The 22,779-nt window shown below is 54.7% G+C and carries 14 protein-coding genes and 1 tRNA gene; 11 read left to right on the plus strand and 4 right to left on the minus strand.

Annotation, left to right across the window (positions count from 1 at the left end; translation table 11 throughout):
- Positions 1-6: 6 nt before the first annotated feature.
- From B7994_RS02360 to B7994_RS02395, 8 genes are all read left to right on the plus strand, one after another.
- Positions 7-1,884, plus strand: a complete 1,878-nt coding sequence (locus B7994_RS02360; RefSeq protein ID WP_088637215.1) for a sensor domain-containing diguanylate cyclase — start codon at positions 7-9, stop codon at positions 1,882-1,884.
- Between the two features lie 9 nt (positions 1,885-1,893).
- The gene (locus tag B7994_RS02365) at positions 1,894-3,363 is read left to right on the plus strand and encodes a sodium:solute symporter (RefSeq protein WP_088636860.1); all 1,470 of its coding nucleotides are present in this window, start codon (positions 1,894-1,896) and stop codon (positions 3,361-3,363) included.
- 116 nt (positions 3,364-3,479) lie between these two features.
- Positions 3,480-4,889, plus strand: a complete 1,410-nt coding sequence (locus tag B7994_RS02370; RefSeq protein WP_158213046.1) for an SIMPL domain-containing protein — start codon at positions 3,480-3,482, stop codon at positions 4,887-4,889.
- Between the two features lie 361 nt (positions 4,890-5,250).
- On the plus strand, positions 5,251-7,581 hold the full coding sequence (locus tag B7994_RS02375; RefSeq protein WP_088637216.1) for an anaerobic ribonucleoside triphosphate reductase: 2,331 nt from the start codon (positions 5,251-5,253) through the stop codon (positions 7,579-7,581).
- A gap of 26 nt (positions 7,582-7,607) precedes the next feature.
- Positions 7,608-7,754: an anaerobic ribonucleoside-triphosphate reductase gene (gene nrdD / locus B7994_RS14330; protein ID WP_072808836.1), complete on the plus strand. Its 147-nt coding sequence runs from the start codon at positions 7,608-7,610 to the stop codon at positions 7,752-7,754.
- 1 nt (position 7,755) lies between these two features.
- Positions 7,756-8,313, plus strand: a complete 558-nt coding sequence (gene nrdG, locus B7994_RS02385) for an anaerobic ribonucleoside-triphosphate reductase activating protein (RefSeq protein ID WP_088636862.1) — start codon at positions 7,756-7,758, stop codon at positions 8,311-8,313.
- 94 nt (positions 8,314-8,407) lie between these two features.
- Positions 8,408-9,934: a hypothetical protein gene (locus tag B7994_RS02390; protein WP_088636863.1), complete on the plus strand. Its 1,527-nt coding sequence runs from the start codon at positions 8,408-8,410 to the stop codon at positions 9,932-9,934.
- 24 nt (positions 9,935-9,958) lie between these two features.
- Entirely contained in the window at positions 9,959-11,464 is a 1,506-nt protein-coding gene (locus B7994_RS02395) for a lipoprotein (protein ID WP_088636864.1), read from the plus strand.
- A gap of 324 nt (positions 11,465-11,788) precedes the next feature.
- Here the strand turns inward: B7994_RS02395 and B7994_RS02400 are convergent.
- The 3 genes from B7994_RS02400 to B7994_RS02410 form a co-directional block, all read right to left on the minus strand.
- Positions 11,789-11,861: transfer RNA gene (locus B7994_RS02400), tRNA-Gly, on the minus strand.
- A gap of 23 nt (positions 11,862-11,884) precedes the next feature.
- Positions 11,885-12,970 (minus strand): adenylate/guanylate cyclase domain-containing protein, encoded by a 1,086-nt coding sequence (locus tag B7994_RS02405; RefSeq protein WP_088636865.1) that lies wholly within the window; start codon positions 12,968-12,970, stop codon positions 11,885-11,887.
- 9 nt (positions 12,971-12,979) lie between these two features.
- The gene (locus B7994_RS02410) at positions 12,980-13,159 is read right to left on the minus strand and encodes a hypothetical protein (protein ID WP_088636866.1); all 180 of its coding nucleotides are present in this window, start codon (positions 13,157-13,159) and stop codon (positions 12,980-12,982) included.
- Positions 13,160-13,218: 59 nt separating this feature from the next.
- Between B7994_RS02410 and hemW the strand changes: the two genes are divergently transcribed.
- The 3 genes from hemW to B7994_RS02425 all read left to right on the plus strand — a co-directional run bounded on the left by hemW (position 13,219) and on the right by B7994_RS02425 (position 21,367).
- Entirely contained in the window at positions 13,219-14,379 is a 1,161-nt protein-coding gene (gene hemW / locus B7994_RS02415; RefSeq protein ID WP_088636867.1) for a radical SAM family heme chaperone HemW, read from the plus strand.
- 182 nt (positions 14,380-14,561) lie between these two features.
- On the plus strand, positions 14,562-17,273 hold the full coding sequence (locus tag B7994_RS02420) for a hypothetical protein (protein WP_144063712.1): 2,712 nt from the start codon (positions 14,562-14,564) through the stop codon (positions 17,271-17,273).
- 20 nt (positions 17,274-17,293) lie between these two features.
- Positions 17,294-21,367, plus strand: a complete 4,074-nt coding sequence (locus B7994_RS02425) for a hypothetical protein (protein ID WP_144063713.1) — start codon at positions 17,294-17,296, stop codon at positions 21,365-21,367.
- Positions 21,368-21,430: 63 nt separating this feature from the next.
- Here the strand turns inward: B7994_RS02425 and thrC are convergent, their stop codons facing one another.
- Positions 21,431-22,771 carry a threonine synthase gene (gene thrC, locus B7994_RS02430; RefSeq protein ID WP_088636870.1) on the minus strand — a complete coding sequence of 447 codons (1,341 nt, stop codon included), beginning with the start codon at positions 22,769-22,771 and terminating at the stop codon, positions 21,431-21,433.
- Between the last annotated feature and the right edge of the window lie 8 nt (positions 22,772-22,779).

Here is a 22,779-nt window from a genome sequence, read left to right on the forward strand (position 1 = left end):
ATGCAGATGCAGATATCGATGATTATGTTCGCTGTTGCAGGCTTGTTCCTGGGAGTCGCTTTCCAGGGGGGCATGTTCCTGTTCCTCATCCCGTTTGCAGGTGTCGCCGCTGCCCTGGGCTACATGAACCTGCCTCGCGTCCCCGGCGGGAAGACCGCTTCGCTCCCTGTGGTGGGATCTGCGGTGAAGGCGACCGGAATCTCGCCCGCGGTGACTCCGGAACTCAAGAATTCCTTCGACGATTCTGCTGCCGACTATAACGAGCCCGGTTCTACGCTGCGTGTAAACCAGGTATGGGCCCGCGCCGATGCCGACGTGAAGAAGGCTTTCAGCGACATGCTCGAGGGCCTGAAGCGCATTGTCCCGAACGTTCACACGCTAGTTCTCTTTTCGCCCCTCAATTCCATGAAGGAATGGGGCATCCGTGCATATGCCTGCGTAAGTCCCGAGGCGAAGATTGCGACCGACGTGAAGATTACGGAGAACGCGGGGCTTATCAGTCAGCTGTTCCGCATGGACGTGAACCGTCTGCTCGAAGGTGACCTTTCGGGCGGTAAGCCCCTGCTCTACTACATCGATAATCCGATGGTCAAGTCCGTGGTGGCGGTCCCGATGCTCGACCGCGGCAAGAACCGCGTTGGCGCTCTTGTTATGGACTCGCTCTACCCGAATGCGTTCAACCAGCATACGGCGCAGGCGCTTACCTATATCGCAAGTACGCTCTACACGCTTTACTTCAAGAGCTTTGTCTCGGCTAAAAACTACATCGAGCAGCAGCAGTTCAGCGTGCTTTACCATTACCAGCACCAGTTCTTCAAGAACATGACGGTGAAGGACGTGTTCCGCCAGATTTTCGAATACGTCAAGGGCAACATCCCGTTTGACCGCATGATGATCTTGGCACTCGACCGCCAGAACGACAACAACCTGCACCAGGAACGTATGGGGCGTGTCGTCTGCTGCGACGGTATCGATGCCGACCAGTTCGTCAACAAGAAGTTTACGCTTTCGGACAAGGGCCTTGCCATCCTGGCCCTGTACCACAACCGCCCGGTGGAGCGGACCTTCAACCAGTCCGCGTTCAATGCCTACATTCCGCGCATCGACAGCCAGGAAAAGAAGAACATGGAGTTCCGCCAGCTGTTCGTGATGCCTGTGCCCACGGAACCGACTGCGGAACAGGCCGAAATGGCCATCTGCCTCGAAAGCCGCAGGAACGACCGCTATTCCGAACACGAGATGAACTTGCTCAAGGCGTTTGCCGGTGTCGCAGGCTTTGCGTATGCCCGTGCATGCCAGGCGGAACAGGACAAGGACCTCGCGACGCGTGACGGCCTTACCGGGCTTATCAACCACCGCACCTTGCACGAGAACCTCCGCACCGAGAAAATCCGCGCCGACCGCCAGAAGTACAATATCGGTGTGCTCATGATGGACATCGACCACTTCAAGAGCGTGAACGATACCTACGGCCACCCGATTGGTGATGTGGTCATCAAGGGAATCGCCGGCGCCATCAGTGGCGAAATCCGCAAGGAAATCGACGTGGTCGCTCGCTATGGCGGCGAGGAATTCGTGGTGGGCCTTATCGACACGACTGCGGAAGGCATGATCGAGACTGCGGAACGCATCCGCCATGCGGTGATGAAACTCGAGTTCGACGTGCATCGCCAGGAACCGCTGCGTGTGACGGTGAGTATCGGAGCCTATCTCGTGACTCCGGAATTCCACGACATGAAGAAGGCCGTGAACTATGCCGACCAGGCGCTCTACAAGGCGAAGGAAGGCGGCCGCAACCAGGTCATCCAGTATACGGAAATTCCTGTCGAGACATCTGCCCCGGCAGACGAGATTCCCGTCCTTACCTCTACACTGAAGGTCTAGTACAAGATTATGTTTACCGTTATCGACTGGATCGTCCTTGCGGCGTATCTGCTCTTTTCCCTGTTTATCGGGCTCTGGGTTTCCCGCGGCAACAAGAATCTCAAGGAATACATGTTCGGTGGCGGTGCCATGCCGTGGGTGGCCGTCGGCATAAGCCTCATCGCGACATCTGTCAGCGCGACGACCTTCCTCGGGGCGCCTGCCGATGTTTTCGGCGACGACATGACCTTCCTCATGTTCCAGATAGGCGCGCTCATCAGTATCATTGTCGTGGGCCTAGTCTTCATCCCGAGGTTCAGGACCGCGGGTATCAATAGCGCGTACGAACTATTCGAAGTGCGTTTCGGCTCGAAGACCGTCCGCAGGCTTGCCGCTGTGTTCTACTGCCTGCATCTTTTGCTCCGAACGGGTATCCTGCTCTATGGGCCATCCCTCGTGCTTGCGCAGATTCTGCACGTCGACATGAAGGTTGCGATAATCGTGTCCGCCGCGGTGGCGATATTCTACACCTGGTTCGGCGGCATCAAGGCTGTCATATGGACCGACGTGCTGCAGTTCTGCGTGTTCTTTGGCGGCGGCGTGGTGGTGCTTATCCTTATATCCAATGCCGTTGGCGGCTTTGGCGAGATGGCGACGCTTGCATCCGAGGCGGGCAAGACCCGCTGGTGGAACCCCTCGTTCGATATTTCTGATGCGCGCACGCTTGTGTCGGCAGGTTTTGCCTATGCAATTCTTGAAATCGCCATCCGCGGGTGCGACCAGCAGTTTGTACAACGTTATCTGAGCTGCAAGGACGTGAAGGCGGCAAACCGTTCGAGCATCCTTTCGATGGTGCTCGGGTGCGCGGTCTCTATCTTGTTCTACTGGGTGGGCGCGGCCCTCTACGTTTACTACAAGGCGGCGCATACGGCAACCCTTCCCGAAGGTATCGGGCAGAACGACGTGTTCCCCTACTTTATCGTGAATGCGCTTCCGCAGGGCCTTACCGGCTTGATTGTCGCGGCCATCTGTGCGGCTGCCATGAGTAGCCTTTCCGGTGCCATCAATTCTCTCAGCAATACGTCGGAACACGACTTCTTGGGCTGGGAAGAATCCAAGGGCATGGGCGGACTCAAGCGTGCGAAAATCTGGACGGTTGTCTGGGGCGTGCTCGGCGTATTCTTTGCGCTCTTTGCCGCCACGCAGCAGGGAAGCCTCCTCAAGAACGCCCTCTTCTTTACGGGCCTCTTTACGGGTCCCTTGCTTGGCATGTTCCTGCTCGCCTTCTTCGTGAAGGGCCTCAAGAGCTGGCAGGTGATTGCGGCTGTCCTTTGCGGCATGGCAAGCCTCGTACTCGTGCAGGGAATTCCTGCATTTGGCGTGCCTGCAGTGCTTGGCGATATCTTCAGCTGGCCGTGGATGCCGTTCATCAGCATGACGACAACGGTGCTTATAGCCGTCGTGCTCAAGTATGCGACGCTCCTGTTCGCGAAGAAGTAAAAAGCATATTCTAGATTAGACTATAAAATCCAGTAAAATTCTTTTTGCCCGAAAGCCTTTGCTTTCGGGATTCCTTTTTGTGTAGATTGAAAATGAATTACAACAGGGAGGTTCCTATGCAGAACAAAGTATCATACGTCGTCATTATCGTGCTTGCGTTCGTGTGCCTTGTACTTTCACTCAGTATCGGGCGTGCCTCCGATGTTGCGGCACAAACGAATGTGTCGTCACTGGATCCGGTTCCAGAAGAAGAAGGCTTGCCTTCTGCTGGCGTGGCCGTTTCGAGCGAAGAGAAAAAGAACTTCTTCGCCGACGAGTACGTCACCAGTTTCAAGATGGTTCTAAAGGACAAGAACAAGGACGTCGCCTACAAACGCCTGAACGAGAGTCGCGAAAAGATTCTCGCCTTGCTGCAGAAACATTCCGTAGGCCCGCAGGAGTATGAACTTCTCAGTTCGTCGCTCGAGAAGGAATGGGATTACGCGAAGGGCAAGAGGCTTTTCCTGGGGTATGCGGCATCGCAGATGGTAAAGGTGGTTTCGCATAGCAAGCAGGAATCGGATTCCTTGGAATTCGACTTGACCGGTTTTGCATTTATCGATAACGTATCTACTCAGTCCCGGCTCAAGAACGCCGAAGCACTGGAAGTCGATGTTATCAAGAGCGCCTGCAAGAAGGCGTCCCGCCTGGCCGAAGTGAATGCACGGAGTGTAGGCACGAAGGCCGGGAAGGTGATATCGGTGGAAGGTTCTTCGGAGGTGGAAAAGCTGAGTTCCTCGGATTCCGTGGAGGTGTCGGCATCGGTCTCTGCGACGCTTTCCCTGGACGGTGTGGAAAATGACGGCAAGTCGTATGTCCGCGTTACCCAGATCGAGAACAAGAAGTTCCTTGCAGACAAGTTTGTCGTGACCGCGAATATCGTGTTTGACGGAACCGACAAGGAAACTCTCTTTAAGCAGATGGGCGCACGTCGGGGTGACGTGGTGCAGATGGCGAAAGACCTGGGTGTTGCCGAATCGGAGATAGAAGCGCAGTCCATGACGCTACGCAAGAAGCAGAAGTACGAGTTCTACGGCAATGAATCCCAGAAGAAAGCCTTCAGGGCAATTCAGAGGATTGTGGTCAACTTTACGTCCAAGGATGCCGCCGGGGCTTTCCTGGATGGAATCGTCGGCCTTGAAAACGTCAACGTGTATAAGGCAGAGCCTGTCCTGAAGAACGAGGACTCGCTTAGGGTACAGGTCACAAACATTGCCGGCAAAAAGGCGATGGCGCGCGCCAAGGCGATTGCAGAGGGCTTTGACGGTTCCCTGGGCAAGGTCGTCGCGGTAAGCAACAAGCCTGCAGACGAGTTCGGGATGACCGTTCTCGGTGCACGCGCTAACGATTTCTCCCTGCGCAAGGCCAGGGGGAAGTATGCGCCGGCTTATGATCTGTTGTCGAATTCCCCGCAGGAATCCAAGATGAACATCGCCGATTCCGTATCCGTCTCGGCATACCTGTCCGTCATGGCCGAGATTGAGTAAAAGGTGGCGGTATAAGTATAAAAGCATCTTTTTGTCAAGGAGAGGGGGCTCGAAAAAGCCCCCTTTACCCTGTTGATATCTCCACCTGGCGATAAGTGCTTGCAAAATAGGGAGTTATCGGCGGACCGAACTGGCACCCCTAGTTCGATGTTGATAAACTGGGACGGACGCTGTTGATAAGTTTAAGGCTTTATTACAAAAAAAATACATCTTTTTTTAGGAAAACCTCCCTTTTTACAAAATCTTTTATTATCTTGTTATCTACATCTTGTGGTGCTGGTTCGACCTTCGGCACAAGATATAGTAGATTTGAACTTCTTTTGAAACATTGAAAAATGCCGAAAGAATCAAGGATTTGGTGATGATTTTTACAGTCAAGAAGCGTGACGGCCGCGAAATGCCGTTCAACATTGAGAAGATCTCCGACGCCATTATCAAGGCGTTCCGTGCCTCCGGTGAACTCAACGACCAGATCAAGGCTTCCCAGGAACAGATCGACCTCCTCGGACATGAAGACATTTTGAGCAGTACTGCCCTGAAGGTCGCTGCTTATGCTGTTGGCCGCCTCGAGGCCGAAGGCAAGACCAAGCCGGACATCGAAGAGATCCAGGACGCCGTTGAAAAGGCCCTTACCGACAACAACTACGCCGATACCGCCAAGAGCTACATCCTTTACCGTGCCGAGCGCACCCGCATCCGCGAGGTGAACACTCGCCTCATGCACACGCTCCGCGACATCACGTTCAGCTCTGCCAAGGAATCCGACCTCAAGCGCGAAAACGCGAACATCGACGGCGATACCGCGATGGGCACGATGCTCAAGTACGGTTCCGAATCGGCAAAGCACTTCTACACGATGATGATGCTCAAACCCGAGCATAGCCAGGCCCACATGAACGGGGACATCCACATCCACGATTTGGATTTCTATTCCCTCACCATGACCTGCTGCCAGATCGACCTGATTAAGTTGTTCAAGAACGGCTTCAATACGGGTCACGGCCACCTCCGTGAACCCAAGGACATCCGCAGCTACGCTGCCTTGGCGGCGATTGCCATACAAAGTAACCAGAACGACCAGCACGGTGGCCAGTCGGTGCCGAACTTTGACTACGCGATGGCCGACGGCGTGCGCATCACTTACCGCAAGGCCTACCTCTCCAACATGGTGAAGGCGCTTATGCTCTTTACCGGCAAGGAAGAGGAAGAAATCCAGCCTGTCGTGAAAAAGCTCCATTCCGAAATGGCCGAGATGGGCATGGTGGCGACCCTCGTGCCGAACGAGAAGTTTGTAGAAACTGAAGCTCGCGAACTTACCAAGACCTTCGATACCGAAATGGTGATGAAGGCCCAGAAGTTTGCCGAAAAGCAGGCCTACGAAGAGACTGACAAGGCTACCTTCCAGGCCATGGAAGCGTTTGTACACAACCTGAACTCCATGCACAGCCGCGCTGGTGCGCAGACTCCGTTCTCTAGCATCAATTACGGTATGTGCACCGATCCAGAAGCCCGCATGGTCATGAAGAACCTCCTCCTCACCACGGACGAGGGCCTGGGCGGTGGCGAAACGGCCATCTTCCCGATCCAGATTTTCCGCGTGAAGAAGGGCGTGAACCTGAACGAGGGCGACCCGAACTACGATTTGTTCAAGCTCGCCTGCAAGGTGAGCGCAAAGCGCCTGTTCCCGAACTTCAGCTTCCAGGATGCTCCGTACAACCTGCAGTACTACAAGCCGGGCCACCCCGAAACGGAAATTTCTTACATGGGTTGCCGTACCCGCGTTATCGGTAACAACTACGACCCGAGCCGCGAAATCTCGTACGGCCGTGGCAACTTGAGCTTCACCTCCATCAACTTGCCCCGCATCGCCATCAAGATGCGTTCGATTGACCTGTTCTTCAAGGAACTCGACCGCATGCTGCAGCTCGTGAGCGACCAGCTCATGGAACGCTTCGCCGTGCAGAGCCGCCGCAAGGTCAAGAACTTCCCGTTCCTCATGGGGCAGGGCGTGTGGATCGATTCCGACAAGCTCGGCTGGGAAGATACCGTGGGCGAAGTCATCAAGCACGGTACGCTCTCCATCGGTTTCATCGGCCTTGCCGAAACCCTGGTGATGCTCACGGGCAAGCACCACGGCGAATCTGAATCCTCGCAGCAGCTCGGCCTCAAGATTATCGGCCACATGCGCGATTTCTGCGACAAGGAAAGCAAGCGCCTCGGCCTCAATTTCAGCTTGCTCGCCACGCCTGCCGAAGGCCTTTCGGGCCGCTTCGTGCGCATGGACAAGAAGAAGTACGGCATTATCCCGGGCGTTACCGACCGCGACTACTACACCAACTCGTTCCACGTGCCGGTGTACTACAAGATTTCGGCCTTCAAGAAGCTCGCTCTCGAAGCCCCGTACCACGCGCTCACCAACGCGGGCCACATCAGCTACATCGAGCTCGATGGCGACCCGACGCAGAACCTCGACGCGTTCGAGAAGATTGTGCGCTACATGGCCGAGGTGGGCATCGGTTACGGTTCCATCAACCACCCGGTTGACCGCGACCCGGTCTGTGGTTTCGTCGGTGTCATCGGTGACACCTGCCCCCGCTGCGGACGTAGCGACGGCCATTACATTTCTGAAGAAAAACTGAATGAACTCCGCAAGAAGTTCCCGGGAATGCCGGCGTTCCGCGGCATCAGATAACCATTTATTATCAAGGAGTAAAAACAATGTCTGAAAAAGAAAAATCCCTCTATGGCGAAGGCGTGTGCTTCGAACGCATCCGCCGCATCACGGGTTACCTCGTGGGTACGGTCGACCGCTTCAACAATGCAAAGCGTGCCGAAGTCAACGACCGCGTGAAGCACGGCGTATAAGATGGACGAATACCCGCGTTTGCGGATTGCCGGAATTGTTCATGAATCCTTCGTGGACGGTCCCGGAATCCGCTTGGTCGTCTTTACCCAGGGTTGCAATCACCATTGCCCCGGCTGCCAAAACCCCCAGACCCACGATTTCAACGGGGGTCGTTTTTCTGATGTAGAAGAAGTTATCGCTGCGCTGGACGAGAACCCGCTTTATGACGGGGTCACTTTTAGCGGCGGCGACCCGATGGACCAGGCGGAAGCCCTGGTTCCCTATGCACGCGCCATCAAGGAACGCGGACTCAACCTCGTGATTTTCACGGGCTACACCTACGAACGCCTCATGGAACTTTCCGCAAGCCGTCCGGGGTTCTTTGAACTCCTCTCGTTTGCTGACATCCTCATCGACGGTCCGTTCATTATGGCGAAGAAGTCGCTTGAACTCAAGTTCCGTGGCTCCAGCAACCAGCGCATCATCGATGTGCAGAAGAGCCTTGTCGAAGGCCACGTGGTGCTTCACAAGATCCAGCTTGAGGAGATGGCGGAACACCCCGACCTGGTGCCGGCGTAGTCGAAAAGGCGTGATTTTGGATGCATAATTTCCCCGCCCCGGTCCAAGCGGGGAGTTTTAGTTTATATTTAAGGGTAAGATAGGAGGTCTTTCCATGAAAAAACTGTTTGCCGGCTGTATTGCCGTTTCTTTTGCCGCGATGCTTGCGGCCTGCGGTGACGATTCTTCGTCCACTTCCCCTGAAACGACCGGGAACGAAAGTTCATCCTCGTCTGCCGTCATCCTGAGTGGCGACAGCCACGGAGAATCTGGTCAGTCGTCGTCCAGCGAAATGTCAATCGATACGACCTGTTGCAAGGTGACTAAGAAAAGCTTCCTCTGGGACGGTTCTACCGATGAGGAAGGTCGCGTGTTGACCGGAAGTGACGAAAAGACGGCGGGAATCTGGTATGATTTCAATGACCGTAATGATGGAGGCTCATCGAAATTTACTTTCCCGCCGGAATATACGGACTGCAACTATTATGGCTCATGCATTCCCATGGGTTTGGAAGCCTATGGTGGACTCAAGGTAAAGGTGGAATTGGGCGATGGTGCCGATTATCCGTATGTGGGTCTTGGTTTCAATATCGTGAACGAGGAACAGGAGGGTACGGATGTCATGGAATGGGGCGGCCTCTGCCTGGAATACTCTTCTGGACTCGATTTCAATGTCTGGCTTCAGGCAGAAGATGGTACCTTGACGACTGACTGTCAACTAGTTTACCGTCTAGGCGCTTCGGATTCCGTGAAAACGGTCGATATCCCGTGGAGCAAGTTCGGGTCGAGTTGCGGTTTTGGAGTGCCCATGGATGCGACTGAGGTCCTTGCGAATGCGGCAGCGGTCCACCTGCGGTTCGATGGCAAGGCGGGAGATACGGGTGATTTCCTTCTCAAGAAAATCGGGTCGCTCGGGCAGTGCGGCTCCGGTAGCGCTCCGGTGTCTTCGTCCGCTGTTGCGCCGAAGTCTTCTTCGTCTAACGTTGAGGAATCGTCTTCTAGTGCCAAGGTCGTTATCGTGAATATGCTCTGGGATGGCTATAACGACCGTGGCGCAGGTCAAGTCGAAACGGGTAGCGATGAGAAGACTTCGGGTTTCTGGTATGAATTTAACGATCGCGTTAAAGGAGGGACTTCTGCAATTCAGTTCCCGTCCGATGTTGATACGCTAGTTTTGGGTTCTCTATTCGTGGAACTCACTGAAAAACACCACGGAATTGAGTTGGGAGTCAAGTTCGGAGAAGGCTACGAAAAACCTTATGCGGGTGTGGCTTTCAATGTCTGGAGCGAGGAACAGGAAGGGGTGAATGTTTCTCCGTGGGGCGGAATTTGCCTTCAGTACAAATCATCTATTGATTTCGAGATCGAGCTTGGTCTTGAAGACGGTGCAATCCCGACGATGGGGTCGTGTAGCTTTGTGGCGAGAGTTCCGGCTTCTACAAGTGAAAAAATCAGCGATTTTGGCTGGGAAAAGTTCAAGAACAACTGTGGCGCGGGCGTGAGCCCCGATATAATGGATGTCTTGAAGAAGGTTGCTTCTGTTAGGCTGAAGTTCTCGGGTGCGGCTGGTACCACGGGAGATTTCTTAATTCAGCGAATCGGGGCCGTGGGCATGTGTCACGATATGATTCCTGCGCCGTAGGTTTTGGGGAAATAGGAGGACACGATGAAAAAGCTGTTTGCCGGCTGTGTTGCCGTCTCTTTTGCCGCGATGCTTGCGGCTTGCGGTGACGATTCTTCGTCTACATCGCCGGAAACTTCCGGGAACGAAAGTTCATCGTCGTCTGGCGCCATTCCTTCGTCAAGTTCAGGACAGGCTCTGAGTGGCGATAGCCACGAAGGGTCCGGTCCATCGTCTTCTTCGGTCGCTACGGAGTCTTCTTCCAGCGAGATTGCGAACCAGAAGGGGTTCCTCTGGGACGGTTCTGAAAGAATCTTTCGCGTGATGACGGGCTCGCCAGATGAATACTCTGGCTGGTGGTACGAATATAATGACAACAACGATTTGGGCTCGTCAACTCTGGAGTGGCCATCGGATATTGAAGATGGGTATATCAACTATTTAGAAGCGCTTATTGAGGGGTACGATGGCTTCAAGGGCAAGGTGAGGCTAGAGCCCGGCTACGATTATCCGTATGCAGGACTTGCTTTCACCACATGGAACCTTGACCAGGAGGGCACCGATATTACGGAATGGGAAGGCATTTGCGTCGAATACGAGTCCGATGTGAATTTCCGTGTCATGATTCATGCCGAAAGTGGCACTCAGACTACGCACTGCGAACTTGCTGCCAGTGTCGGTGCCTCGAAATCCAGGAAGGTCGTCGATATCCCGTGGAGCAAGTTCGGGTCGAGCTGCGGTGCGGGAATAGGGATTGATGCTGCCAAGGTCCTTGCGAATGCCGCTGTTGTCAAACTGGAATTCTATGGCGATTCCGGAACTGTTGGGAATTTCTTCTTCACGAAGGTCGGTTCCCTCGGACGCTGCGGTGCTGCTAGTGCTCCGGAGTCTTCTTCGTCTGTTGCGCCGAAGTCTTCTAGTTCTGTAGAAAAAACGGAAGAAGATCTTGCCAAGAGTTTCTTGTGGGTAGCCCAGGAAGATGAAGAAGGGCGCGTGCAGACTGGTTCACCGGAAGAAGCTGCGGGCTGGTGGTACTTCTTTGACGACAAAAACGATGGCGGGAAGTCAAAGATTGATTTCTCCGCCATTCCTGCAACATGCGGCAACAGCGATGTATATGCTTGCATTGTAGAAGCGTATGGCGCCCTTAAGGTCGATGTCGCCTTGGGTGCTGGCGCCGAGAAGCCGTATGTCGGGTTAGGTTTCAACGTATGGAACGAAGCGCAGAAGGGGGTTGACGTTTCGGCATGGGGCGGCATCTGCCTTGTGTACGAGTCCGACTTGCCCTTTGCTGTCAGGCTTGTGCCCGAAAACGATGGTGGACTCTCGAAGTATGTTGACTTGTCTGCCTCGGTTGCGGCTTCGGGAACTGTGAAGGAAATCGATATCCCGTGGTCAAGATTCTTCCAGTGGTCCAGCGACGACGACTTGAAGAAGGTCGCTGCTCTTCAGCTGAGGTTTGAAGGTGCTGCTGGAGATACGGGAAGCTTGCGTCTTATTAAGCTCGGATCCATAGGGCAGTGCCAGACGTTTGTGCCCGCCGGGCCGTAAGTGATTGCGAATTAGTTTGTGCGTAGCCTTGTCCAGAGTTGGACAGGGCTTTTTTTTAGAGCGTCAAAAGGGATTGTTGGCAATCAGTCTCCGCTGCGCGATTAATTGAGGAGCGGGAAAAGGGAATGCGAGGTTTTGGTCACTCGCTGCGCGAGCCAAAACCTCGCCCTTCGGGCTCGATGCTCGTTACACTCGCATCAAGCTCAAAAACCTCCTATTGCATGCGCTTTGCGCACGGAGGTTTTTGCCGGCCCCTCTTCTCGGGTCCGGTCCCTTCCGCGAATAAACGAAAAAAGACACCGTAAAGGTGTCTTTTTCGTTTAGAGCGGGAAAAGGGACTCGGACCCTCGACCCCGACCTTGGCAAGGTCGTGCTCTACCAACTGAGCTATTCCCGCGAGGTGAGACCAATTATAGAATATTAATTTAGGTCTGTCAAGGGTCTTTGCAAAGAAAAAATCAAAATTTCGTGTTTTTTTCCCTTTAATTCGAAAAATCCTTCCTTCTTGCTCAGGTAGTCGTGGGGAAGAGGCTTCGGAAGTTCGGTAAAGAGGTCCTCCGAGATGAGAAATTCCTGCCCGAGCCTGCCGCAAAGGGACTGTATGCGGCTGGTGGTGTTCAGCACGTCGCCATGGTAGGCGAGTTCGCTGCCGAAGTTACCGACCTCGGTGGTAATGACGCGCCCGCAGTGTGCCGCCGCCTTGAAATTAGGAGCTTTTCCGTACTTACGGATAAACTTGGGTGCAATCCTTTCGAGACAGACGCTGAAATCGTAGAAACAGTCTACCGGCCTTGCGCGGTGCCTGCATGCCGACGTGTGCCAGGTAAGGAATGCACCGTCGCCTGCGATCTGGTAGATTTCGCCCTGGTTCTCTTCGCAGCAGTTCGAAAGCAGCTTGTAGTAGTCCTTCATGAAGCTGCTGTACTTCACGTGACCGAGTTCTTCTGCGAGTTCGGTTGAATTTTTCAGGTCGATCATCATGAAGACGAGGTCTTCTTCGAGAGGTTCCTGTGACTTGCCGAGCAGGGTATTCCAGAACACGCGCGTGCCGAATTTCTTGTGCACGGAACGCACGAAGGTGATGAGGTATGCCGTAAGGAAGAATACGAGAACTTGCATCTGTACGGCGGGGTCGGAAATACTTGCGATGACATCGCCCAGCCCCTCTTCGTTCATGATTCCCTCGCCGGCCTTCACCTTGAAGAGAAGGATGCATAGGAGCTTGCTGGAGCAGATGGCTGCAACGAAGTAAAGGGAGCGGATAAGCAGGGATTTCCACACAGCCCTGCAGTCCATTTCGTCCTTGAGGATAAGGATGTCGTACACCCCGTGCGAGAGCCCCATGAACAGTGCGAACTGGAGCTTCATCAACATGTCGCCGATATCGAATGTGCCCTCGCTGGCATAGGTCGAGATGGACGAAATGCCTATGGCGGCAAGTATCCAGCAAAGCACGTAGTAGCAGACGGCGCTAAACTTTCTCTCGGTTTGTCGTGTAAGTATCATTGGCGGGGGTTAATGGATGAACAGGGGGAGCGCCCAGATCATGGTGATGAATATGATGTCCTTGTAGGAATCGTCCAGTAAAAGCGTGGATGCGAGGAAATACGCTATCGTGGCGATAGCGAGAAAGATGAGCAGGGGGAGTCTTTTCTTTAATCGTACGATGAATTTCTTCAGTTTCGCGTCTTCCATGATACGGATATAAATTAAATTTTTACAAACAGAAGCCTGAAAACACAAAAAAATCGTTTATGTCATCTCTCGGTCTATATATTCATGTCCCATTCTGTGCAAAAATCTGTGATTATTGCGATTTTCACGCATTTTCGGCACCTGAATGGTTGCAGTTGGAATATTTGGACTTGATTTCGAGGGAAATGTCTGCCTTTGCGGGGCGCCATCCGGGGGCATTTTCGCGTGTCGGGACGCTGTATATAGGCGGAGGGACCCCTTCTGTCCTGTCGCCGGAGCGCCTGGCGAGGCTTTTCGGGATTATTGCCGATATGGGCGTGAATGTCGCCTCGTTGAAGGAGGCGACCATGGAGTTCAATCCGGAATCCTGCGACGAGGAACGGGTTGCCGTGGCGCTTGAATCGGGCATTACGCGGGCTAGCCTTGGCTTGCAGACTCTCCGGGACGACCTGCTGGATCGGGTGGGCCGCCAGCACGACGTGGCGACCGGCAAGCGCTCCTTGGAACTGCTGATGTCGAAGAAGGTACGGGTGAACGCCGACCTCATGTTCAACCTCCCGGGGCAGGGTATAGCCGACATGCTCGCCGACATGGACTGGCTTACGGGCCTTCCGCTCGGTCACGTGAGCTTTTACGGGCTGAAGGTTGACCCGTCGCGCCGCCTGGGCAGGCGCATCGCGAGGGGCGAGGAATCTGTGGACGAGGACCTGTATGCGGACATGTACCTGCAGGGCGTAGAAATGCTCGAAAGCAGGGGCTTTATGCGCTACGAGACGTCTAACTTTGCGCGTGCCGGCGAGGAGAGCCTGCATAACCTCAATTACTGGCGGCGCGGCGAATACCTGGCCTTCGGGCCTAGCGCGCATGGCTTTTTCGAGGGGGTGCGGTTTTCCCTGCCGGAAAAATATGCCCCCTGGCGCGAATATGTGAAAAACGGCTGCCCCGAGGGCGCCCTGATGCTCGATCCGCTCGGGCCCGAAGACGAAATCGCCGAGATCATCCAGCTCTCGCTACGTACAAGGTATGGCCTGTCGCTGGATGCGCTTAGGGAGAGGGGGGTCGCGATTGCTCCCGATGCTATCGGGCGCTGGGTTGCTAGGGGGTTCCTCGAACAGTCGCGGGGGGCACTTCGCCTGGTGGGCGAGGGGTGGCTTTTTATGGATTCCGTGGTGCTCGACCTGTTCTCGAATTGTGTCCCTTTCTATTCCAATTTGGAATAGGTTTTTCGGCCCAAAACCGCTCGCAAACCCCAGTAAATATGCGGTTTGTCACAGAATCGACTGTGGAAGATTCTTGTTAGGTTTTCGTACCTTCCACTTTTCCAAAAAAAAAGATACATTTAATAATGTAAAAGCACCCGTTAGGGTGTAGTCTTTGTTTTTTGAGGTCCCCTATGTGGTCTGTGAAGAAAAATATCGTGTTGTTTTTCCTGTCGGCGATGATGCCGGCGGGGCTTTGGGCGCAGGAATCCATCGACTGTATCGAGTATACCGGCTCCCCGGACCCGCTGTGCGCCTATTCCCGTATCGATGCGGGTAAGGGGATTGGACTTTTTGTCGTTCCCGAAGGCGAAGACGTCGTTTCTGCGAATGCACTCCCGAACACGGATTTCTTCATCTACATGCCCAAGGCTTCTTCGGATTCCCTTTCGGTTAAGATCAGGTCCGACAATTCCGAGGTGACCCACATGCGCAAGGTCAATTCGGGTGAAGACCGCATTGTCATAACCGACGTCCAGGGCCTCTACCCGATATATAACGTCGTGATGGGAACGGCTGCTTCCGAGGATGGCGACATCGCCATTGCCCGCGTGTACAACTTCTATGTGCCGGACATCGAATACTGCCTCGATTACGACTGCAAGGATGTGGTGACTAGCGTCTCGAAGCTTCAACTTGAGGTGGGCGATACGCTCAAGGTCTATGTGAGAGCCGTGATTCCCGTGGGGCCGGATGCCGGACTGACGGATTCTACGCTCGAGAAGGATTTCTACATCAACACGGAAGGCGCGAGCGACAACCTCCGCTTCTACACGCTGGGTGGTACCGAATTGCCCAAGGGCGAGAAGGGTCGCCAGCTTATGTTCCATGAGGGGCGTGCTGCGTTCCTCGTCTGCGCGACCAAGGCTGTGACCGACGGTTCTACCTTCACGCTCAGCGGTTTCGAGGACCCTTCGGCAACGGGCGACGATATCCAGTTTATCGTCAATAGCGAGTTCCCGGGCAGCCTGCAGTTCGTGAATCCCGACTTCCCGGTCCCCGACAGTGCGTTCATCTACGATACGGACGGAGACGGCGCGGGTGACAGCATCGTGGCGTTTTTCTCCGGGCGCATGGATTCCGTGGCGATGGAAAAGTTCGCTTACAACTGGCCCGACGGCGGCAAGTTCAAGGACCATCAGGGCGAATGGGAATGGGACCCGAAGAAGGGTATCCTGGAACTCACCGGCGTGAATGTCTCCATCCCGGCGGATTCGGGCGAGGGTAGCCTCTCGGTGGCGATGTCGTCGGTAAATACCGGCGCGAAGTCCGAAGCGCAGAGCGTGCTGACCGACCGTATCGGCCCCGTCATCAAGGTGGCGAACCTCATCAAGGGCGATGCGGCTACCGATACGCTTGAACTCTTCTTCAACAAGGATATCGATACCTCGTGGACCAAGGGCAAGGGATTCATCTTGAACGGTACCCCGGTGCATCTCGAGGCAATCGAGAAGGATGGCAAGCATTGGTTCTTCGTCATCGATACCGGGCTTGTTGACTTTGGCGATTCTATCCAGATTGCGGTCAGCTGCTCCAACAAGGCCTGCCCCGATGGGCTTGTGAAGGCTGCCGACGGCAACGAGACGGGCAAGAACAACCCGGCGATAGTCCAGAATTCCGGACGTATCTATGTGGACGATGAACGCAACGCCTTCTTCGACCGCAACGGCGACGGCCGCATGGACAGCGCCTCTATTGCCTTCGATACGCCCATTACCCGTGAAGACCTCGAGAACATGGTTATCTGCTACTACTGGCTCGACAAGGATGGCAAACTCCTGAAGATTGAACCCGATGTATCCAAGCTTACGCTGTCCAGCGATGGAACCGTGGTAGGATTCGCCCTGAAGGAGGACAAGTACGGGATCAAGGAAAACCTGACTTCGATCGATCAGTCCTACTCGAAGGATGGGGAATACGGCTATGTGTCGGTGACCTACTTCGAGACGAAGAACGGGGAGACCGAAAAGCAGACAATCGACCTTGCGATGCACGACCGTATGGCGCCCGTGATTTCGGGAACGTTCCTCGAGCCGGAATCCTACCAGAAGATGGCATCGGACGTGTTCCGCATCGAGTTCTCCGAGTCGATTGACTACAAGAACATCTCGACGGATGAACTTTCCGATGCGCTCCGGTTCTACGTGGATGGCGAATGGGTGAAACTTCCGTTCACCTCGGTGCAGTGGGCTAAGGACGGCAAGTCTGCCGAGATCCACATGGAAAGCGGGACGAGGCTTGTGGACCGTATGAACCCTGCGGATTCCGTGAGGTTCGACCTTGCCGGAGTGGACTTTGTGGACAAGGAAGGCAACGGAATTTCGGGCCTTGCTCCGGCAAAGATGGTGGAAGGCGATCCGCGTGTCATTATGCAGAACTACTCGTTTGCCTCTAGGCGCGATGTCGATGAGACGGCTGACGATGCGATTACCTTCGAGGTGGCCGACAACCTTTCGTCCGAAGAGGCCCGCAAGGCGCTTGGCGTGCTCATGGACGTGAGTTTCTCTACCATCCTGAAAAAAGACGAAAAGACTCCCGAGATGGACCTTTCCCAGATCGGTATGGAATGGGAACTGGAAGTCTACACCAATCTCGGTAACTTTGTCGCAAGAAAATCGCAGAAAATCAAGTGTGACGATAGGGAAATCTTCGATGGCGACTGCTTCGAGAACCCTCATCAACTATATTTGCGTTGGAATATGCTTTCGGACAAGGGTCGCCGTGTAGGTGTGGGCGCTTATGTCGCACACATCAAGGCGCGTGTCTATGGAGCGAAGGAAAGTTTTAAGGTGGAAAGGTTCTACAACTGGGGCATCACCGGATCTCGCAAGATCCACTCGAGTTCCAAGAAGTAGGCTTTTCGGAGGATAACGCTATGAAAACGACAATGAAGACATTACTGGCTATAGCGTTTGGCTGTGGATTTGCCATGGCGGCTGATAATATGGCTCCGCCGGAGAACCCGGCGACCGGTATTTGGATTCAGCAGGTGGGCGATATCGTACCGCATGCCTCCACTAAGGCGACCTTGTACTATACGAAGTATAGTCAGGATGACCGCGTAAAGGACCTGAGCTACTACTATGATGGTGCAGGTTATTTGCAGTTGCTCAACAAGGAAACTCTCTGTACGTCGCCCGACGGTATGGCGGGTGCCGATGGTATCGTGCACCACCCGGATGGAGACCTCCTTGTGGCCGCGCAGGGGCCGAATATTCACAAGGTGAGCAAGACCGCGAAGAAGGAAGGCACCAATGGCGGAAGGTGCGTGGTGAAGACGGCGACCCCGGCTACCAATACCGATGGCTTCTGGCACTTGATGATGGACCCGAACCAGGAATGGCTCTGGGCGGCGGGCATCCCCGGCTACCTCTATAGGTTCTCTACCAAGATAGATGAAGCTCACCCCGAAAAGAAGAATTTTGCGGACAAGGGCTACAGGGTGGAACTCGTTCCCAAGACTACGGACCGCTTGCAGAAGAAGAAACTCGCTACGCTTATCTGGAATAAGGAAGGCAATGCATTCTTCACGTACTCCGACTACTTTGGAGGCGGATGCGAGGCCAGTTCTAATGGCACTCCCTGCTCCGAAAGGTCCAAGAAGGAGCGCAGAGCAGGAGCCTACTTCGGCTACATCACCGATACGACCTGGACCAAGGTGACAAACTCCAACAAGGATTCTATAGGTGGCGAAGTTGGCGATTCCGTGATCACCAAGCTCGGGACGACAATCCTGATTGACTCCCTTGAAGGCGCACATGGCGGTACCTACGACCCGTATTCCGAAACCATCTTCGTGTTTGGCGGTGCGCGCATCGTGCAGATCAAGCCCGAACTGGTTGGCACAAAGATGACCGCGAACGTGATAGCGTTTATCGACCTGCGTGATTATTTCTTCGTGGAATCCGAGGCGAACCTGACCAAGCCGAGGACACCTGATGTGGGCTGGCGCCTGGACCAGGGTACGGTTGACGGCATGGGCCACCTCTTTGTAGCTAGCAATACGGGCCACCTTGTGTTCGTGGACTATGCGGCGAATCCGGACAAGAAAATCAATGACAACGTGCTTGTGCATGTGCAGTGGATCGACAACTACCTCGATGACCTTGCCCCGCTTTCGGGTGCTGGTGTCGTGCGTACGGGTGCAAATACCGGCGAGGACGAGGACCTTTCCAGCAGCAGCCTAGGCTTCAGTTCTTCGCGCGTCATTTACGAGGAATCCTCGTCCAGCGCGAAGTCTAGCAGCAGTGTGAAGTCTTCTTCTAGCAGCAATCCGGGTAGTTCCGGCAACACATCGTCTTCCGGTAACAATCCTGGCAGTTCCGGCAACACGTCGTCTTCTGGTGACAATCCTGGCAGTTCCGGCAACACATCGTCTTCCGGTAACAACCCGGGCAGCTCCAGCAGCGGCAACACATCGTCTTCTGGCAACAATCCGGGTAGCTCCGGCAACACGTCCTCTTCTGGCGATAATCCGGGCAATTCCTCTGGTAACAATTCGGGATCTTCTTCGAGCAGACAGACTGGTTCCGAGGATATCGATAACAGCTCGAGTTCCTCGAGGGTGTATGTCGGCTTTGAGGACTATGACCTCTCCAGCAGCGGCGGTATCGACTTCTACCCGTCCGACGACAAGTACGAGAAGGGCGACTCCATCGTCTCTACCGTTACCGTTCTCGTGCCGGTGGATTCCGGGAGCGGTGTAGACCTGATCAAGATTGGCGAAAACTACTACATGGAAGAGAACAACCCGACCAGCCTGAATCTCGACCTGCGCGTGAATTCCGGACTGGATTCTGCCCAGGTGGGCCAGGTAGTTGCCATCACGCTCGATTCTGCGAAGGTCGCCGAATACTTCGGTACCGACTTGGATAGTCTCACGTTTGCGACGGGCTCGGGCCTTATCCTTATCGACCCGACGAACCCGCATCCGTCCGATACGATCAGGGTCAACGCCGATGGTTCCATTACCATCTGGGTGACTGCGGATAGCGTTGTCCATGGCGGTTCCATTATCGTGCATGATCCTGTGAAGAACACGACGGTCATTATCGACAATATCAACTTCTACGACCCGATTCCCGATGCCGAACTTGGCTACATCAAGGATACCGATGGAGACAACAGGCTCGACTATGTAGAGATCGTGTTGAAGGATTCCGTCATTTCTGACCTCAAGGTGGCTTCTGTCGCTCTCGTGGTAAATGGCGATACGCTCCGGACGAAGTACAAACCGACATTGAACGATGCCCGCGATCGCATATCGCTCGAAGTTTCCGACCTCGACTTCCCGGAAAAGTTCCCGGATAACGCCTACGCCCTCATCACCTATGTCAACGTGCATGACGACGTGACATACATACGCGAAGCGAATATCGTCGAAGTCGGTAGCCGCGTTATCAAGGATGCATTTGCTATCCGCGATACGAGAGGCAAGGACTCGCTGTTTATCGAGTACAATATTGACCTTATCCCGAAGGATCTCTCTATGCCTGAGCTGCTCGTGATGCTCAAGCAGGAGGGCGAACGCTACGGATTCAATCTGGACCAGATATCCAATGTGTACATGCCGACCAGGAACATGATTATCCTTGTGGGTGAGAACATGGGCCTCAAGGGTAGTATGCGCGATAGTATCTCGCTGCATCCGCAGGTGCAGTTCAGTAACCTGCGTTACCTGACCTCCGACGAATACGAGAGGGAAGTGCCTGTAACGGTTATGGACCGCCTGCCTTCTGTTGTCGATGTCGAGTACAGGGACGAAGACGGCGATGGCGTGCTAGATCATATTGTCACGAACTTCAGCGGCCCGCTGAGCGAAAAGGAAAAGAACATGATCTACGCGACGTTCCCGTGGTACAGCGAACGTGGCCTGATGATCCAGCTGCAGGCGCAGCCTTCCGACATGAAGTTCGATGGCAAGGATTCTACGCGACTCGTGTGGGAAGTGCATGCGACGACCCCGATTGCGAAGGGTGTGACCAATATCAGCGAATCGCTGCCGAACGCGACCATATACAGCTACTACGATGTGTTGGGACAGACGTTCGTGAGCGAGGAATCTGCTCCGCTTGTAGACAAGATGTCTCCGGTGGTTGCCGGTGTTACGCTCAGTTACGGAAAGAAAGCCGACACCCTTATCGTGTACTTCTCCGAAGTCATCAAGTACAAGGACTTGAAGGGTGACGACTTCTTCAGCTACATCCATGGCAAGGATACTATCGATATCATCCCGAAGGGAATCGACTGGGCTGCCGATGGCCTGAGCGCCAAGATTATCATTGACGGTAGCGTCTCGACTATCCTGCCGGGTGACTCGCTGATGGTGGTGAAGGGCCAGAAGAGCGTTATCCAGGATAACTTCGGAAACGTTGCTGGCGAAAAGCCGAGCCCTGTCGTGATTGCGGGCCTCCTGAACCACCTTGTCGAAGCGACCAATATGGGTACGTTCGACGGTACGGATGAAACCCTGCAGACCTTGAGTTCTGTGAACCTGCGTTATATGCCGGGCTCTACCACCAAGGAAGACATGGAGAAGGAGGGCGCCCTCGGGCAACTTGTGCAGCTAGGCGAGAGGTTTGTGCCGCAATTGCTTGACCGCGCGCAGATTTCTGCCGACGGCACGGTGGACCCGACCGTACTTGATTCGCTTGACCCGGAAAAGGTGTTCATCACGTTTGTCGTGAACTACTACGACCACCTCGGTCAGTACGTGAACGATACGACCATCCTGGTACCGTGTAACAGCCCGAAGTTCGGTGGAAACTGCCTTGTCTCTGACAAGAAGATTTTCGTGAACTGGAACTTCAAGGATCACCGCGGACGCTTCGTGGGAACTGGCGTTTACATGGTGCAGTTCAAGATGGTCGTGCGCTACGAGAAGAAGAAGATCGAGGAAGAGATCAAGGATAAGTGGGGCGTACGCCGCAGCAAGAAGCATAAGAAGTAGCCCTCGAATGAATATGAGAAAGGCTCCGCATTGCGGAGCCTTTTCTGTAATTGCTGGCTGGAATTAGCGCCTACGTTCAGCCATCTCTTTCTTCAAGATGTCCATGACGGCGCCGAGGTCTGCCGGAGCCTTGAACACGGGGTTCGCGAACTTGGAGGCTATGTTCTCGAGTTTCTTTTCGTGGTAGCCGACCTTGAATTCGGTGAACTTGAGGCCGTGTGCCGTGCTGATGACGACCACGTTTTCTTCCTTGTCGATCTTGCCTGCGGCCACGAGCTTTTCGAGGGCGCCGAGAGCGACACCCGTATGCGGGCAGCAGTAGAGACCGATGCGGTCGCCGCGGTGGGCGGCGTTCGCGAGTTCTTCTTCGGTGACGCTCACGACCATGCCGTTCGTCTTCTGGATGGCTCGCACAGCCTTCGGGTAGCTGACCGGGTTACCGATCTGGATGGCGCTTGCGAGAGTCTTCTTGGCCTGCATGGGAACGAGCTTGTCGAAGCCGCGTTCATAAGCCTGGAAGAACGGGTTGGCGTTTTCGGCCTGGGCCACGATGATGCGCGGGATGCGGTCGATGAGGCCCATGGCCTTGCAGTCTTCGAAACCCTTGGCGAGGGCGCTCACGTTACCGAGGTTGCCGCCCGGGATAATCACGGTGTCGGGCACCTTCCAGCCCATTTCCTGGCAGATTTCCGGAGAAATCGTCTTCTGGCCTTCCACGCGGAGGCTGTTCATGGAGTTCGCGAGGTAGATGCGGTTGTCGGCGGTGACCTGCTGCACGATTTTCATGCAACCGTCAAAGTCGGTATCGAGGGCGAGCACGATGCTGCCGTTAGAAATCGGCTGGATCAGCTGGGCGACGCTGGTCTTCCCGGCGGGCAGGAACACGATGCTCGGAATGCCTGCCTTCGCGCAGTAGGCGCTGAGGGCTGCGGAGGTATCGCCGGTAGAGGCGCAGGCCACGGCGTCGATTTCATGAATACCCTTCTTGATGATGTGGTTCACCTGGCTCACGAGAACCGTCATGCCCAGGTCCTTGAAAGAACCGGTGTGGGAGTTGCCGCAGAGCTTCACCTTGAGGCTCTTGATGCCCATTTCCTTGGCGAGCGGGGCCGCGTCAAAGAGCGGGCTCCAGCCTTCGCGCATCGTGACGATGTCTTCGAGGGGCATGTCGGGGAGCACCATTTCGCGCTTGCTCCAGATACCGCTCATGTCGGCCGGTTCAAAGCTCATGCGGCGTTCGGCAAAGAGCTTCTTCCATTCGTCGGGGCTCTTGCTGGCAAGAGCTGCACGGTCGTGTTCGACTTCGAGCAGGCTTCCGTCCACCTTGCTACGGTAAATGACGTCGGTCAGCGGGTAGGTGTCGTCCCCGTTGATGTTCCTGAAATGCGCGTTGAATTGGGCCATAATGTCCT

The organism is Fibrobacter sp. UWR2 (assembly GCF_002210285.1).
In the GTDB taxonomy this organism is placed as follows: Bacteria; Fibrobacterota; Fibrobacteria; order Fibrobacterales; family Fibrobacteraceae; genus Fibrobacter.

Excerpts from the sequence above, each read along its gene's own strand:
- B7994_RS02405 (WP_088636865.1), bottom strand. The coding sequence starts at position 12,970 with ATGATACTTACACGACAAACCGAGAGAAAGTTTAGCGCCGTCTGCTAC.
- B7994_RS02370 (WP_158213046.1), top strand. The coding sequence starts at position 3,480 with ATGCAGAACAAAGTATCATACGTCGTCATTATCGTGCTTGCGTTCGTG.
- B7994_RS02375 (WP_088637216.1), top strand. The coding sequence starts at position 5,251 with ATGATTTTTACAGTCAAGAAGCGTGACGGCCGCGAAATGCCGTTCAAC.
- thrC (WP_088636870.1), bottom strand. The coding sequence starts at position 22,771 with ATGGCCCAATTCAACGCGCATTTCAGGAACATCAACGGGGACGACACC.
- B7994_RS02390 (WP_088636863.1), top strand. The coding sequence starts at position 8,408 with ATGAAAAAACTGTTTGCCGGCTGTATTGCCGTTTCTTTTGCCGCGATG.
- hemW (WP_088636867.1), top strand. The coding sequence starts at position 13,219 with ATGTCATCTCTCGGTCTATATATTCATGTCCCATTCTGTGCAAAAATC.
- B7994_RS02395 (WP_088636864.1), top strand. The coding sequence starts at position 9,959 with ATGAAAAAGCTGTTTGCCGGCTGTGTTGCCGTCTCTTTTGCCGCGATG.
- B7994_RS02365 (WP_088636860.1), top strand. The coding sequence starts at position 1,894 with ATGTTTACCGTTATCGACTGGATCGTCCTTGCGGCGTATCTGCTCTTT.
- nrdD (WP_072808836.1), top strand. The coding sequence starts at position 7,608 with ATGTCTGAAAAAGAAAAATCCCTCTATGGCGAAGGCGTGTGCTTCGAA.
- B7994_RS02425 (WP_144063713.1), top strand. The coding sequence starts at position 17,294 with ATGAAAACGACAATGAAGACATTACTGGCTATAGCGTTTGGCTGTGGA.
- B7994_RS02410 (WP_088636866.1), bottom strand. The coding sequence starts at position 13,159 with ATGGAAGACGCGAAACTGAAGAAATTCATCGTACGATTAAAGAAAAGA.
- nrdG (WP_088636862.1), top strand. The coding sequence starts at position 7,756 with ATGGACGAATACCCGCGTTTGCGGATTGCCGGAATTGTTCATGAATCC.
- B7994_RS02360 (WP_088637215.1), top strand. The coding sequence starts at position 7 with ATGCAGATATCGATGATTATGTTCGCTGTTGCAGGCTTGTTCCTGGGA.